At 72.1% G+C, this 13,621-nt stretch carries 10 protein-coding genes and 1 pseudogene; 3 read left to right on the top strand and 8 right to left on the bottom strand.

From position 1 onward, the window contains the following. Nucleotides 1–38: 38 nt before the first annotated feature. Nucleotides 39–560 carry a DinB family protein gene (locus ACLQ28_RS15920; RefSeq protein ID WP_425687042.1) on the top strand — a complete coding sequence of 174 codons (522 nt, stop codon included), beginning with the start codon at nt 39–41 and terminating at the stop codon, nt 558–560. Nucleotides 561–567: 7 nt separating this feature from the next. Here the strand turns inward: ACLQ28_RS15920 and ACLQ28_RS15925 are convergent, their stop codons facing one another. From ACLQ28_RS15925 to ACLQ28_RS15935, 3 genes are all read right to left on the bottom strand, one after another. Further along, complete coding sequence (locus ACLQ28_RS15925; protein ID WP_425687043.1) at nt 568–1,188, bottom strand: HAD family hydrolase; 621 nt, start codon at nt 1,186–1,188, stop codon at nt 568–570. After that, nucleotides 1,188–4,802 carry a chromosome segregation protein SMC gene (smc, locus tag ACLQ28_RS15930; protein ID WP_425687044.1) on the bottom strand — a complete coding sequence of 1,205 codons (3,615 nt, stop codon included), beginning with the start codon at nt 4,800–4,802 and terminating at the stop codon, nt 1,188–1,190. The genes ACLQ28_RS15925 and smc overlap by 1 nt, the downstream gene beginning before the upstream one ends. A gap of 345 nt (nt 4,803–5,147) precedes the next feature. Beyond that, nucleotides 5,148–5,342, bottom strand: a complete 195-nt coding sequence (locus ACLQ28_RS15935; RefSeq protein ID WP_007456482.1) for a hypothetical protein — start codon at nt 5,340–5,342, stop codon at nt 5,148–5,150. A 372-nt stretch (nt 5,343–5,714) separates the two neighbouring features. On the opposite strand from ACLQ28_RS15935, the gene ACLQ28_RS15940 reads away from it, so the two are divergent. Both ACLQ28_RS15940 and ACLQ28_RS15945 read left to right on the top strand, forming a co-directional pair. After that, nucleotides 5,715–6,881: a CAP domain-containing protein gene (locus tag ACLQ28_RS15940; RefSeq protein WP_425687045.1), complete on the top strand. Its 1,167-nt coding sequence runs from the start codon at nt 5,715–5,717 to the stop codon at nt 6,879–6,881. A gap of 117 nt (nt 6,882–6,998) precedes the next feature. Further along, a complete protein-coding gene (locus tag ACLQ28_RS15945; protein ID WP_425687046.1) occupies nt 6,999–7,841 on the top strand; it encodes an endo alpha-1,4 polygalactosaminidase in 843 nt (280 codons plus the stop codon). A gap of 240 nt (nt 7,842–8,081) precedes the next feature. On the opposite strand, the gene ACLQ28_RS15950 is transcribed toward ACLQ28_RS15945, so the two are convergent. From ACLQ28_RS15950 to rpmF, 5 genes and pseudogenes are all read right to left on the bottom strand, one after another. Continuing rightward, complete coding sequence (locus tag ACLQ28_RS15950; protein ID WP_425687047.1) at nt 8,082–10,301, bottom strand: MMPL family transporter; 2,220 nt, start codon at nt 10,299–10,301, stop codon at nt 8,082–8,084. Nucleotides 10,302–10,522: 221 nt separating this feature from the next. Continuing rightward, nucleotides 10,523–11,380 carry a bifunctional DNA-formamidopyrimidine glycosylase/DNA-(apurinic or apyrimidinic site) lyase gene (gene mutM, locus ACLQ28_RS15955; RefSeq protein WP_425687048.1) on the bottom strand — a complete coding sequence of 286 codons (858 nt, stop codon included), beginning with the start codon at nt 11,378–11,380 and terminating at the stop codon, nt 10,523–10,525. Nucleotides 11,381–11,600: 220 nt separating this feature from the next. Then, nucleotides 11,601–12,350, bottom strand: a pseudogene (gene rnc / locus ACLQ28_RS15960) (ribonuclease III); the annotation flags it as partial. After that, the gene (locus tag ACLQ28_RS15965) at nt 12,347–13,333 is read right to left on the bottom strand and encodes a phosphate acyltransferase (protein WP_425687049.1); all 987 of its coding nucleotides are present in this window, start codon (nt 13,331–13,333) and stop codon (nt 12,347–12,349) included. The pseudogene rnc and the gene ACLQ28_RS15965, both read right to left, overlap by 4 nt. Nucleotides 13,334–13,447: 114 nt before the next feature. Further along, the gene (rpmF, locus tag ACLQ28_RS15970) at nt 13,448–13,621 is read right to left on the bottom strand and encodes a 50S ribosomal protein L32 (protein ID WP_030335284.1); all 174 of its coding nucleotides are present in this window, start codon (nt 13,619–13,621) and stop codon (nt 13,448–13,450) included.

Consider the following 13,621-nt stretch of genomic DNA (forward strand, 5'->3'; position numbering starts at 1 on the left):
CGTCGCGGCATGTCGGGAAGCCGGGCAAGATGCGCGGCATGACCTGGATCGCACCGGAGATCACCCGGACCCCCGAACCGTACGTCGGCGACGAGCGCACCATGCTCGACGGCTGGCTCGACTACCACCGTCAGACGCTCCTGCACAAATGCGCCGGTTTGACCGAGGAGCAGTTGCGTACGCCGAGCGTGGAGCCATCCGGGCTGACGCTGCTCGGTCTGGTCCGGCACCTGGCCGAGGTCGAGATGTGGTGGTTCCGGGAGAACTTCGCCGGCGAGCAGGTCGACTACCCGTACTTCACCCCGGAGACGCCGGACGCCGACCACGACGTCAGCGACGCTGACGCCGAGGCCGACTTCGCCATCTTCCACCGCGAGGTGGCGCTGGCCCGCGAGGCCGCCGCCGGCCACGCACTCGACGAGACGTTCACCGAGGTCAGCGCCAAGAAGCGCACGTTCAACCTGCGCTGGGTGTACGTGCACATGATCGAGGAGTACGCCCGGCACAACGGCCACGCCGACCTGATCCGGGAACGCATCGACGGCGTCACCGGCGAGTGACCGGCGCTCAGTAGTCCAGAGCCGCCCGCAGGTAACGCAGGTCGGCGTGGCCGCCCCAGCGGTGCGCCGACAGCCCGGCGGATCGGGCACCTCGCACGGCCCAGTCCTCGTCGTCGACGAAGAGGACCCGGGCCGGCGGGGTGGCCAGGGCCACGCAGGCAGCCTGGAAGTAGTCCGGAGCGGGCTTGTGCACCCCGAGCGTCGACGAGTTGACCACCACGTCCAGCTCGCCGACCAGACCGAGGGCGGCCAGATCGGCGTCGAGCAGGTCGGTGGCGTTGGTGGCCAGGCCGACCCTGATCCCGGCGGCACGCACCTCACGGACGAAGTCGAGCACCTCGGTGTCCACCTCACCCCGGTAGCGCTGCCACTGCTCCACCGCAGCGCGGGCCCGGTCCGGGCCACCGGCCGGCTCGGCGAGCGCGTCGGCCACGCTGCTCATCCATTCGGCGTGGCTGACCTGACCGGTGAGCACCGGCTGGAGCCGCCCCCACTGCATGGCGATCTCGCCGAGCACCCCCGCGGAGAGGCCGTACTCCCGCTCGACAACGGCGGCCACCGCCGGGTCCCACCGGCGCAGTACACCGTCGAAGTCCAGCAGGAGCGCCGTCGCGCGTTCCCGAGCCACTACCCGTTCTCCTCGCCGCGGCTGTGCCGCTGGTCGTCCTCGTCGGCCCGATTGAGCCGTTGACTGATCACCTGGGTGACCCCGCTGCGCATGGTCACTCCGTAGAGCGCGTCGGCGATCTCCATCGTCCGCTTCTGGTGCGTGATGACGATCAGCTGGCTCTTCTCCCGCAACTGTGCCAGCAACGTGATCAAACGGCCCAGGTTCACGTCGTCCAGGGCCGCCTCCACCTCGTCCATGATGTAGAACGGGCTGGGCCGGGCGCGGAAGATCGCCACCAGCATGGCCACCGCGGTCAGCGACCGCTCGCCACCGGAGAGCAGAGACAGTCGCTTGATCTTCTTGCCCGGCGGGCGGGCCTCCACCTCGACACCGGTGGTGAGCAGGTCGTCGGGGTCGGTAAGGATCAGCCGGCCCTCGCCACCGGGGAAGAGCACGGTGAACACCTGCTCGAACTCCCGCGCAGTGTCCTCGAACGCGCTGGCGAAGACCTCCAGGATCCGCTCGTCCACGTCCTTGACCACGGTGAGCAGGTCCCGACGGGTGGCCTTGAGATCCTCCAGCTGCTCGGAGAGGAACTTGTAGCGCTCCTCCAGTGCGGCGAACTCCTCCAACGCGAGCGGGTTGACCTTACCGAGCAGGGCCAACTCGCGTTCCGCCTTGGCCGCCCGCTTCTCCTGCACCGGCCGCTCGTAGCGCACCGGCTCGGGCACCGGCAGGCCGTCGCGTTCGGCCGCCGCGACATCGACCTGGGTAGGCGGGACGGGCTGAGCAGGGCCGTACTCGGCGACAAGCGTCTCCACGTCCAACCCGAAGTCCTCGGCGGCCTTCGCCTCCAACTGCTCGATGCGCAGCCGCTGCTCCGCACGGGCCACCTCGTCACGGTGCACCTGGCTGGTCAGCCGCTCCAACTCCGCGCCGAGCCGCTTGGCCGCACCGCGTACCTCCTGCAGCTCTGCCTCGCGCGCGGCGCGTTCCAGGGCGACGGCGTCGCGGTGCTCCTCGGCCGTCGCGATCGAGGTGGTGAGCCGGGTGAGCGCCTCCCGGGCGCCACCGGCGACGGCCCGGGCGATGCCCGCGCCCCGGGTCCGCGCTGCCCGCCGCGCCGCAGCGCGTTCCCGGGCGGCCCGCTCCGCGGTGGCCTGCCGGGCCAGCGAGTCGGCCCGGCCGGCGATCGAGGAGACGCGCTCCTCGGCGGTACGCACCGCGAGCCGGACCTCCATCTCGTTCTGCCGTGCCTGCGGCACCATGGCGGCGAGCTGGTCCCGCTCCTCGGTGGAGGGCTCGGCGTCGACCGGGGTCTCCTCGGCCAGCCGCAGCCGCTCCGCCAACTCGTCGAGCGTGGTGAGGTCCCGCTGCCGGGCCGCCTCGGCGCGGGCTCGGGATTCACCCAGGCGGTCGGTCTCCGCCTTCGCGGAACGCGCCGCCGCGCCCAACTCGGCCAGCCGGCGGGCCGCGGCGTTGCGGTGGCTCTCCGCCTCGCGTTTCTCGGCGGCGGCGTGCTGCACGGCATCCTTGGCGGCGGCCACCTCGGCACGCGCCTCGACGAGCTGGTCACGCAACTCCGCGCCGCCATGCTCGGCGGTCAGCCGGTTGGTACGGGCCTCCTCGACGGCCGCCTGCACCTCGATGTAGCTCGGGGCCTTGGCCGACCCGCCAGCCGCCGCGTACGCCCCGACCACGTCACCGTCCGGGGTGACCGCCCGTAACTCGGGGTTGCTGGCGACCAACTCGGCCGCAGCGGCGAGATCATCGACGAGCACCACGTCCCGCAGTGCCCGGTGCACCGCCGGACGCAGCTCGGCGCTGCACTCGACCAGGTCGGGGGCCCAGCGGGCCTCATCGGGCAGCTTCGGGCGCAGCGCGTCCGCGGAGCCGGTCATGCCAGGCCCCGCCGGGCTGCCGACGAGCAGACCGGCCCGGCCGGCGTCGGAGATCTTCAGCAGCCGCATTGCCTCGACAGCCTCGTCCACCCCGCTGACAGCGACCGCATCGGCGAGACCGCCGAGCGCGGCGGCCAGCGCGGCCTCGTGGCCCGGCGCGACGGTGAGCAGCCCAGCGAGGCTGCCGAGCAGGCCAGGCACCTCGCCGGCGCGGGAGAGCAGCGCACCCGCGCCGTCCTTGCGGCGCAGCCCCAGTGCGAGCGCCTCCTCCCGGGCTTTCCAGGTGGCAGCGTCCTTCTCCGCCGTCCGCTCGGCGTCGGCCAGCGATCGCACGGTGGCCTGCGCCCGCTCCTGCACGGCAACCGCCTCGGCGTGCCGGGCGTCCAGGTCGGCGTTGTCCCGGTCGGCCTCGGTGGACTGGGCGGCCACTGCGTCCAGGTCGGCCTGCGCCTGCTCGGCGCGGCCCAACGCGTCGGCGTGCGCGACGGCGAGCCGTTCGATCTCCTCACCGGCGCTGGTGGTCCGGGCCCGTGCAGAGTTGACCTGACCGGTGAGCCGCGCCATCCCCTCCCGCCGGTCGGCGATGGCCTTGGCGGCGGCGACCAGCTCCCGCTCGGCGGCGGCAAGCTGTCGTTCCAGGTCCTGGCGGTGCTCGACCGCCTCGGCCAGCCGGATCTGGTCGTCGGTGAGCGCCCCGCGCAGCTCCTCCTCCTGCTCGCGGACGCGTTCCGCCTCGGCCTCCAGCTGGTCCGGGTCGCGGCCGGGCCGCTCGTCGTCGCCGCTGGCGCTGAGGTGCCGCAGCCGTTCCCGGGCCAACTGCTCGATCGAGCGGAAGCGTTCCTGCAGGGCCGACAGCTTGTACCAGGTGTCCTGGGCAGCGGCGAGCAGCGGAGCGTCCTCGGCCAGCGCGGCCTCCAGCTCGCCGAGCCGGCCCTGCACCTCGGCGTGCTCGCCCTCGATCTGCTCGCGCCGCTCCCGCAGCGCCGTCTCGTCGGCGATCTCCCGGTCGAGAGTGGTACGCAGGGTGGCCAGGTCGTCGGCGAGTAGCCGAAGTCGGGCGTCGCGCAGGTTGGCCTGGATGGCGGCGGCACGCCGGGCGACCTCCGCCTGCCGGCCCAGCGGCTTGAGCTGGCGGCGCAGCTCGGCGGTGAGGTCGCCGAGGCGGTTGAGGTTGGTCTGCATCGCGTCGAGCTTGCGCAGGGCCTTTTCCTTGCGCTTGCGATGCTTGAGGACGCCAGCCGCCTCCTCGATGAACGCCCGGCGGTCTTCCGGCTTGGCGTGCAGCATGCCGTCGAGTCGGCCCTGCCCGACGATGATGTGCATCTCCCGGCCGATGCCGGAGTCGGACAGCAGCTCCTGGATGTCGAGCAACCGGCAGGTGTTGCCGTTGATCTCGTACTCGCTCTCGCCAGAGCGGAACATCCGGCGGGTGATGGAGACCTCGGTGTACTCGATCGGCAGCGCGCCGTCGGTGTTGTCGATGGTGAGGGTGACCTCAGCGCGACCCAGCGGCGCCCGGCCGGCGGTGCCGGCGAAGATGACGTCCTCCATCTTGCCGCCGCGCAGGGCCTTGGCGCCCTGCTCGCCGAGGACCCAGGCGATGGCGTCGACGACGTTGGACTTGCCCGAGCCGTTCGGGCCCACCACGCAGGTGATCCCGGGCTCCAGCTTCAACGTCGTGGCAGAGGCGAAGGATTTGAACCCCTTCACCGTCAGGCTCTTGAGATACACCTTCTCGATCCTCGTCCGGTGGCCGCCGTACCGTCGCCGGCTGTGGGGACCTGGGTGAACTCGCAGACTAACCCGGAGGCGGGAGCGGGCCGGCACGCGACCCGCCCCGGGTCGCGTCGGTCGAGGGCGCGCTGTTGTTCCGTCGGCCGCGAAAAAGACAAGGGCCGTTCATGATCGGCTTATCGGTCGGCGCGCTATTCGCTCACGGTCGGCATGGTTCCGACGCGATCGAACACAAGATCGTAAATCGTCGGCACCGAAAGGTGCCGGACAGTGTTGCGCGCCGGCACAGACGTGTCGGCGCGCATTTTGCGATAGTGCGATTCAGTTTTGTCGACGCGGAGATCAGGTCAGCGCCGGCTCGGCCAGACGGAGCAGATCGTCCGCCTCCGCCGCAGCCGCCGCGAGCCGATCATTGTCGGCACGCAGACGCGTGATCTCGAACTCCAGTGCCTGAACCCTGGCACGCAGTCGGGTGACCTCGTCGAGCAGACGCCGGTCGGGCGCTGCACCTACGTGGCCGTAGAGGGCCTTCGCCATGCTGACTCCTTGATATGCGCTGCCGGAAAGGCCGGCCAACGCGCGCCCAATTTGTACGCGGCTGTCATTCCAGGCTGTATCTGGGCATGACCGGGCGCGACTGGCGACACCTATATATTGAGCCGCAAACCCCTCCTCCGTCAAGTTCTCGCAGGCCGTAGATCATCTCCACGTCGACCTGTCCACTTGCCGGGGGCTGCCTCAAAGGCACGGACACGCTCTGTCCGGACACCTTTACTGTACGCCCGGATCCGCGGAAGTCCGCACCCCGGCGTCCGACTTCCCCTTAACTCTTCCTTAGCCACGTTGCCGCAGGTCGCGGGCGCGCCGTAGCGTCACCCCGGCCCGCAACCGACTGATGGAGGCATTGGCGTGCACGGCTGGACCGACCCGATGGACCCGAACGGCGCCCGCCGGCGCGCCGAGCGGCAGACCGACGAGCCGACCTGGCTGCACGACCGCCCGGAGCCCCGCTCGGCCTACCTGTTCGGTGACGGCCCCGACGAGCCCGCCGAACAACCGCACTGGGAGCAGCCCCCGGCCGGCCGGCAGCCGGACCCGGCGACCCGCGCGGGGTCGGCCGACACCCCTTGGCCGGCACACCGGCCGGAGCACGAGCCGACCGACGGCTGGCACCGCACCGGCCCGGTCGAGGCGACCACCGACGGCTGGCACCGCACCGGCCCGGCCGAGGCGGCCACCGGGCGCTGGCACACCGACGCTGACCCGGAGACGGCCGATGGCTCGCGCGCCGGTGCCGGCCGGCCGGGCGAGGGGCGGCATCGCTCCCCCCGCCGCTGGCGACGGCCGATCATGATCGGTGGCGCCGCCGCGGCAGCCACCCTCGTGGTGAGTTTCGGCGTCGGCGCGCTCGCACTGCCCGGCGGTGACGACGGGGCCAGTCAGCCGACGGCGGTCGACGACACCTTCGCCGCGTCGGCGGCACCGACCGAGCCGCCGGTCCTCGACACCCTCGCCGCACCCTCCCCGACCAGCACGCCCAGCCCGACCCGGCCGAGCCCGTCACCGAGCAAGACCGTCAAGCCCACCCCAGAGTCGTCACGTTCGACCGCCGCGTCGCGCCGCAGCGCTCCGCGTACCAGCGCGCCGAGCACGAGCAGCGGTTCCAGCGGCTCCAGCGGCTCCAGCGGCACCGTCAGCGCCCAGGCCCGCGAGGTGGTGGACCTGGTCAACGCCGAGCGGGCCAAGGCCGGCTGCAACGCGCTGAGCATCGACGACAAGCTGATGACCGCCGCCCAGCGGCACAGCCAGGATCAGGCCGACCACCAGAACATGTCGCACACCGGCAGCGACGGCAGCGACTCCGGTGTCCGGCTGGACCGGGTCGGCTACGCATGGCGCACGTACGGCGAGAACGTGGCCTGGAACCAGAAGACCCCGGCCGCAGTGATGGACGCCTGGATGAACAGCTCCGGGCACCGGGCCAACATCCTGAACTGCGCGTTCACCGAGATCGGTGTCGGCATCGCCAGCAGCAACGGGCCGTACTGGACGCAGGTCTTCGCAGCACCCCGCTGACCGCGCGTCGTTCGCGCCCCCGCGCTCGTTTGACCCGGTGAGGTACGCCGGGCCGGAACGTGGGGGCGGCGTATCGGTGAGGGCGGCGACGGGCCGTCCGGGACCCGGGAGCTGCCGATGCGGATCCGGCCGCGGCGACGCGCCGCCGTACGCCCACTGCGCCGCGTCCTGTCGGTGAGCGTCGTACTCGTCCTGGTGGTGCCGGCGTACGGGTGTCGACCCGAACTGACCCCGCCCGGCGCGCCCACCCCGTGGCCGGCCGCACAGGCCCGCCACTGGCAGTGGCAGTGGCAGCTCAGCGGCCCGCTCGACCCGACGGTGGACGCGGATGTCTTCCTGCTCGATCCGGTGACCACCACAGCCGCGCAGACCGCCGAGCTGCGTTCCCGGGACCGCCGGCTGATCTGCCAGGTGCACATCGGTTCGGTCCGCTCCGCCGACCCGGACGCCAGCCGGTTCCCGGACGTCGTGCAGGGCACTTCGGCTCGCCGACCCGACAGTCGGTGGCTGGACGTCCGGGGCTGGGACGCACTGGAGCCGGTCCTGGCCGACCGGTTCCGGCTGTGCCGGGGCAAGGGCTTCGGTGCGGTGGCGCTCGCCGACGCCGACGGGTACGCGTCTCGCACCGGCTTCCCGCTCGACTTCGACGACCAGTTGCTGTTCAACCGCCGACTCGCTCAGCTGGCCCGTTCGCTGAGCCTCTCCCCTGGGCTGGTCAACGACGTGCCGCAGCTCGCGGCGCTGGCCCCGGATTTCGACTTCACGGTCAACGAGGAGTGTATCCGGCTACATCAGTGCGCCAAACTGCTGCCGTTCGCCGACGCGGGCAAGCCGGTCTTCCACGTCGAGTACGCCGGCCCAACCGACGACTTCTGCGTGACCACCGTCGGCTACGGCTTCGCCTCGATCCGCAAGGACCGCGACTTGGATGCCTGGCGGGAAGCCTGCCCGCTGCCCTAACCCCAACCCACCCCAACCCACCCCAACCCAACCCAACCCACCCCACCCCACCCCAGCCCAGCCCACCCCACCCCAGCCCGCGATCTTGCACTTTCGGTCGTCGATTCGGCGGGGTTGGCCCGCTTTGTCGCGACGGAAAGTGCAAGATCGCGGGGCGAGGGGTGGGGGCGGGGGGTGGGGCGGGGGGTGGGGCGGGGGCTGGGCTGGGGCGGGCTGGGGTGGGGCGGGGCGGAGGGGCGGTTAGGGGACCGGCACCAGCTCCGGGGCAGATGCGGGCGGCTCGACGGGGGCGGGTGCCGGGCGCTGGCGCAGGAAACGCGGGGCCCACCAGTTGGCGTCGCCGAGCAGGGTCATCAACGCTGGTAGCACCACTCCGCGGATGATCGTGGCGTCCAGCAGGATCGCCGCCGCCAGACCGATGCCGAGCTGCTTCATGTCGATCGTGCTCAGCGTGGCGAAGATCGAGAACACCCCGACCATCACGATCGCCGCACTGGTCACCACCCCGGCCGAGGAAGTGATCCCGTACGACACGGCGTCGCGGTTGGCCATGCCGGCCCGGATCCCCTCGCGGATCCGACTGACCACGAACACGTGGTAGTCCATCGAGAGGCCGAAGAGGACCACGAAGAGGAACAACGGCAGCCAGGACACGATCGCGCCCATCGACGTGAAGCCGAGCAGCCCCTCGGCCCACTCGCCCTGAAAGATCAGCACCAACAGCCCGTACGCGGCACCGGCGGAGAGCAGGTTCAACGCGATCGAGCTTGCCGCGACCACCACCGACCGGAAGGTGAGCACCATGACCAGGAAGGTCAGCACCAGCACGAAGCCCATCACCAGCGGCAACTTCTTCCGAATGTGCTGTGCGTAGTCCTCACTCCCGGCCACGCTGCCGCCGACCGCGTACTCGATCCCGGGGATGCTCCGCAGTTCGGCCGGGACCAGGTCTTCGCGCAGCTTCTCCAGCGACTGCACCGACCGGTCGTCCCGGCTGGAGTACGGGGTGGCGACGTCCAGCACCGACACCCGCCGGTCGGCCGACACCTCGATCTTCGGGCCGTCCGCCTCGGTCGGGGCGAACAGCGGATCGCCGGAGGCTCGGGTGGACAGGTCGGTGAGGGCGGCGCGGACCCGATCGGCCTGCTCGGCCGGTGCGCGGACGGCCACCACGTGGTTGGTGCCGGTGCTCGGGAAAGCGGCGGTGAGCCGGTCGTACGCCTGCATTGCCGGCGTGGTGCGCGGCAGGTCCTCCATGCCGGGGAACTTCAGCTTCATGCCGAGCGCCGGCGCGGCCAGCACGAGCAGCAGGCCGACCGAGATAACCAGCGTCACCACCGGGGCGCGCAGCGCCGGCCGGAGCAGCGCCGGCCAGAGCCGGGGCGAGCGTGGCTCGCCGTGTCGGCCCGTACGCGGCGCGGTCAGCCGCCAGAGCAGCGGCACCCGGGGCCGGTCGACCCAACGGCCGAGTTTGGCCAGCAGGGCGGGCAGCACGGTCAGTGAGCCGATCACCGCGACGGCGACCACCAGGATCGAGCCGATGGCCAGGGACGAGAAGACCACGTCACCGGCGAGCAGCAGCCCGGCCATCGCAATGATCACCGCGATGCCGGAGACCACCACGGCGTGCCCGGAGGTTTCGGCGGCGATCTCCACCGCGTCCAGGCCGGAGCGGCCCTTGGCCCGTTCCTCCCGCTCTCGGCGGACGTAGAACAGCGAGTAGTCGACCCCGACCGCCATGCCGATCAGCAGGATCACGGGTGCCGTCGTGTCGGTGGCCGGCACCAGGTGCGAGGCGAGCGTGGACAGGCCCATCGCGGCGGCGACAGAGGAGAGCGCCAGCAGCACCGGCACACTGGCCGCGATCAGCGCGCCGAACGCGATGATCAGGATCGCCAGGGTGACCGGCAGGCTGAGCAACTCGGCGCGCTTGAAGTCCTTGCCCAGGGTGTCGTCGAGGGCCTGGCCGATCGACGGCCCGCCGACCTGCTCGATGCGCAGCTGCGGGTGCGCGGTCTGCACGGAGGCGGTGACGTCGCGCAGAGGCTGCACCCGCTCCGAGGCGGTCTCCGGGTCGCCGGACATGGTGATCGGCAGCAGCAGCGCCGAGCCGTCCCGGGCGGTGATCGGCTGACCCACCTCCGCGACGCCGGTGACCGTACGCAGGCGGGCCGCCGCGTCGTCGGCCGCTGCCTTCGCCGCCGTCTGGTCCAGCACACCGCCCGGCGAGGTGATGAGGACGTTGTCCACGGCCGGGTCGTCGAAGTTGGCGGCATCCACGATGAGGCTGGCGCGACCCGCCTCGCCGATCGCCTGGTCGCCGCTGGTGGCCTCGTTGAGGCCGGCGGCGTTGCCGCCGACGAAGCACACCGCCACGAACACGGCCCACAGTGCGACCGCCCGCCACGGGTGCTCGGCGCTCCACCGCGCCAACCGCACCGTCACCGGTCTGTTGCCCATCTCGGGTCCCCCTGTCACGTCAACCCTCTGTCAACGGTGCTGACGTTAGGTGCGTGACGAGGCGGTCACATCGGGGAACGGCCCTGGCCTACCCCGGACCCCGTACACCGTGGTGGCGGGTCCGCTCGGCGAGCATCAACCCGCGATTCGGACAGGTCCCGGGTGCGGGCCCGGCGCGTCCGGCCACGACCCGCCGGTGCCGACCCGGAGCCGGCTCCGGGTCATCCCCGAAGGGAACCCCGGGGCCGTGGCTGGCAGTGCGGGCAACTGTACGAGGACCGGTTCATGAACGCCTCGCGGCGGATCGGCGCCCCACAACGACGGCACGGCTCGCCCTCGCGGCCGTAGGCGTTCAGCGTCCGGTCGAAGTAGCCGCTCTCCCCGTTGACGTTGACGTAGAGGGCGTCGAAGCTCGTCCCGCCCGCCTTGATCGCCTCGGCGAGCACGTCGCGGACATGGCCGAGCAGGCGCTGTGCGGCCGGGCCGGTCAGCGCGTCGGTGGGTCGGCAGCCGTGCAGCCCGGCGCGCCAGAGCGCCTCGTCGGCGTAGATGTTGCCCACCCCGGAGATCAGCGTCTGGTCGAGCAGGGCCCGCTTCACCTCGGTGTGCCGGCGGCGCAACGCGGCGACGAAAGCCGCGTCGGAGAACTCCGGGTCCATCGGGTCACGGGCGATGTGGGCGATCTCGTCGGGCAGCTCGGCGCCGCCCTCGCTGACCGAGAGCCCGCCGAACGTGCGCTGGTCGACGAAGCGCAGCTCCGGCCCCTCGTCGGCGAACCGGAACCGGACCCGCAGATGGGTCTCGTCCGCGGTGCCCGATGGCTGGATCAGGAGCTGACCGGACATACCGAGGTGCCCGATGATCGCGTCGCCGCTATCCAGAGGAAGCCACAGGTACTTGCCGCGGCGGCGGGCGTCCAGCACCGTCCGGCCAGCGAGTACGTCGGCGAAGTGCACGCCGCCCGGGACGTGCCGGCGCACCGCGCGCGGGTGACGGACCTCCACCGAGGCGATCCGGCGGCCGATGACCCACTGGGCCAGCCCCTGCCGGACCGTCTCCACCTCGGGCAGCTCAGGCACGCCGCAACCCCGTCTCGTGGCCGTCGGCACCCCCAGCCGGCAGGGCCTGCGCCAGGTGGTCGGCCTGCTCGGCCTGGGCTGCCCGCTCGGCGCGCTCCAGCGGCCCGGACGACTCACCCCGGTCGGCCGAGTCGTCCGGGTCGATCGGCTGGTCCTGGCGGTCGTCGCCGGCCGGCCCGCCCTGGCCGCCGTCACCGGCTTGGCCGTTCTGGCCGTCGTCGCCGGCTTGGCCGTTCTGGCCGTCGTCGCCGGCTTGGCCGTTCTGCTCGGCGAGCGTTCGCCAGGCGGCCTCGGCGGCCCGCTGCTCGGCCTCCTTCTTGCTGCGCCCCTCGGCACCGCCGTACCGGTTGCCGGCCACCACCACCCAAGCGGTGAACGTCTTGAGATGGTCCGGACCGGTGCCCTCGATCCGGTATTCCGGGACACCGAGCCCGAGCGCCGCCGTCAGCTCCTGAAGACTGGTCTTCCAGTCCAGTGCGGCGCCCCGACCAGCCGATTCAGCCATCAGCGAGTCGAAGAGCCGGTGGATGACGATCCCCGTGGTGTCCAATCCGTACTGCAGGTAGATCGCGCCGAGCAACGCTTCGAGGGTGTCGGCGAGAATGCTCGCCTTGTCCCGGCCGCCGGTGGTCTCCTCGCCCTTGCCGAGCAGCAGGTACGCGCCGAGGCCGTCCGGGCCCAGGCCACGGGCCACGTCGGCGAGCGCTCGCATGTTGACCACGCTGGCACGCAACTTGGCCAACTGCCCCTCGGGCAGATCCGGGTGGTTGTGGAAGAGCGCGGTGGTGATCACCACGCCGAGCACCGAGTCGCCGAGGAACTCCAGCCGCTCGTTGGTCGGCAGCCCGCCGTTCTCGTAGGCGTACGAGCGGTGGGTCAGCGCACGCTGCAGCAGCTCGGGCTCCAGGCTCACGCCGAACGCGGCTTCCAGGTGACCGACGGACGCCCGCCGCCGCTTGTCGTTGCTCATGATGTGCGTACCTCGGTGTCGGTGGAGCGGTCGGTGCGGTTCTTCTCGGCGTCGTCGTCGAGCAACGCCGAGACCAGATCGGTGGCACGCCGCCGCCACAGGTGGGCGGCGAGGGCTATGCCGGAGGCGACGTCGTCGGCGCGAGCGGAACCATGGCAGACGACCACCGTCCCGGCGACGCCAAGCAGGGCGGCCGCGCGGGGCGCACCGCCCTCGGCAGGTGGGCCGCCGGCCATCGCGTACGCGCCCTCGATGGCCTTGAGCAGCACGTTACCGGTGAAGCCGTCGGTGACGACCACATCGACGCGCGCGCCGAGGGTCACGTCGTACCCCTCGACCAGGCCGACGTAGCGCGCCCTACCGGGCAGCGGCTCGACGGCGAGCAACGGGTCGGTGGCGCGGCGGACCCGGTCGCCCTTGCCGGCCTCGGTACCGACCGAGAGCAGCCCGACCCGCGGCGCGGCGATCGAGTGCGCCACTGCGGCGTAGGCGGCCCCGAGTACGGCGTGGCGGGCAAGGGTGGCCGGGCGGGGTTCCAGGGAGCCGCCGACGTCGAGGAGCACGACCGGCCCGGCTACGGCGGGCAGGGTGGCGACCAGCGCAGGTTGACGGATCTCCGGCCAACGGCCGAGGCCGAGCACGGCGGCGGTGACAGTGGCACCGGTCGCACCGGCGGAGACCAGGGCATCGGCGGTCCCGTCCCGGACGGCGGTGACCGCGGCCCGGACCGTGCTCTGCGCACGGGCGGCAATGGGATGGTCGGCCATGCCGACGACATCGCGAACGGGCCGAACCGTGATCCGGGCGCGTTGCGGCGGATCGAGGGCAGCAATCAACCCGTCGGCGACCTCGGTCGGACCGACGAGGAGCAGGTGCAGGTCAGGATCGGCGCGCATGGCCCGCAGAGCGCCGTCAACCACGACGGCGGGAGCGTCGTCCCCGCCGAGGAGGTCAACGGCGATCCGCGCGGTGCCCGGCTCCACCGGAACGCCGACCGAATTGGGCCGGCCGGCGGCGGAGGAAGCCGGGGCACCGGGCGAATGCCAGGATGCGCGCGCCGCCCGACCTGAGGTCGGGGGCGTCACTCGGCGTCCAGGTCAGACCTCGAGAACCTGGCGGCCGTTGTAGGTGCCGCAGACGGAGCAGGCAGCGTGCGGCAGCTTCGGGGACTTGCACTGCGGGCACGCGACGGTCGCGACCACGGTCGCCTTCCAGTTCGCCCGGCGGGACCGGGTGTTGCTGCGCGACATCTTGCGCTTCGGGACGGCCAC

Source organism: Micromonospora sp. DT201, from assembly GCF_049841575.1.
Taxonomy (GTDB): Bacteria; Actinomycetota; Actinomycetes; order Mycobacteriales; family Micromonosporaceae; genus Micromonospora.

Excerpts from the sequence above, each read along its gene's own strand:
- ACLQ28_RS15935 (WP_007456482.1), bottom strand. The coding sequence starts at position 5,342 with ATGGCGAAGGCCCTCTACGGCCACGTAGGTGCAGCGCCCGACCGGCGT.
- ACLQ28_RS15950 (WP_425687047.1), bottom strand. The coding sequence starts at position 10,301 with ATGGGCAACAGACCGGTGACGGTGCGGTTGGCGCGGTGGAGCGCCGAG.
- ACLQ28_RS15945 (WP_425687046.1), top strand. The coding sequence starts at position 6,999 with ATGCGGATCCGGCCGCGGCGACGCGCCGCCGTACGCCCACTGCGCCGC.
- ACLQ28_RS15920 (WP_425687042.1), top strand. The coding sequence starts at position 39 with ATGACCTGGATCGCACCGGAGATCACCCGGACCCCCGAACCGTACGTC.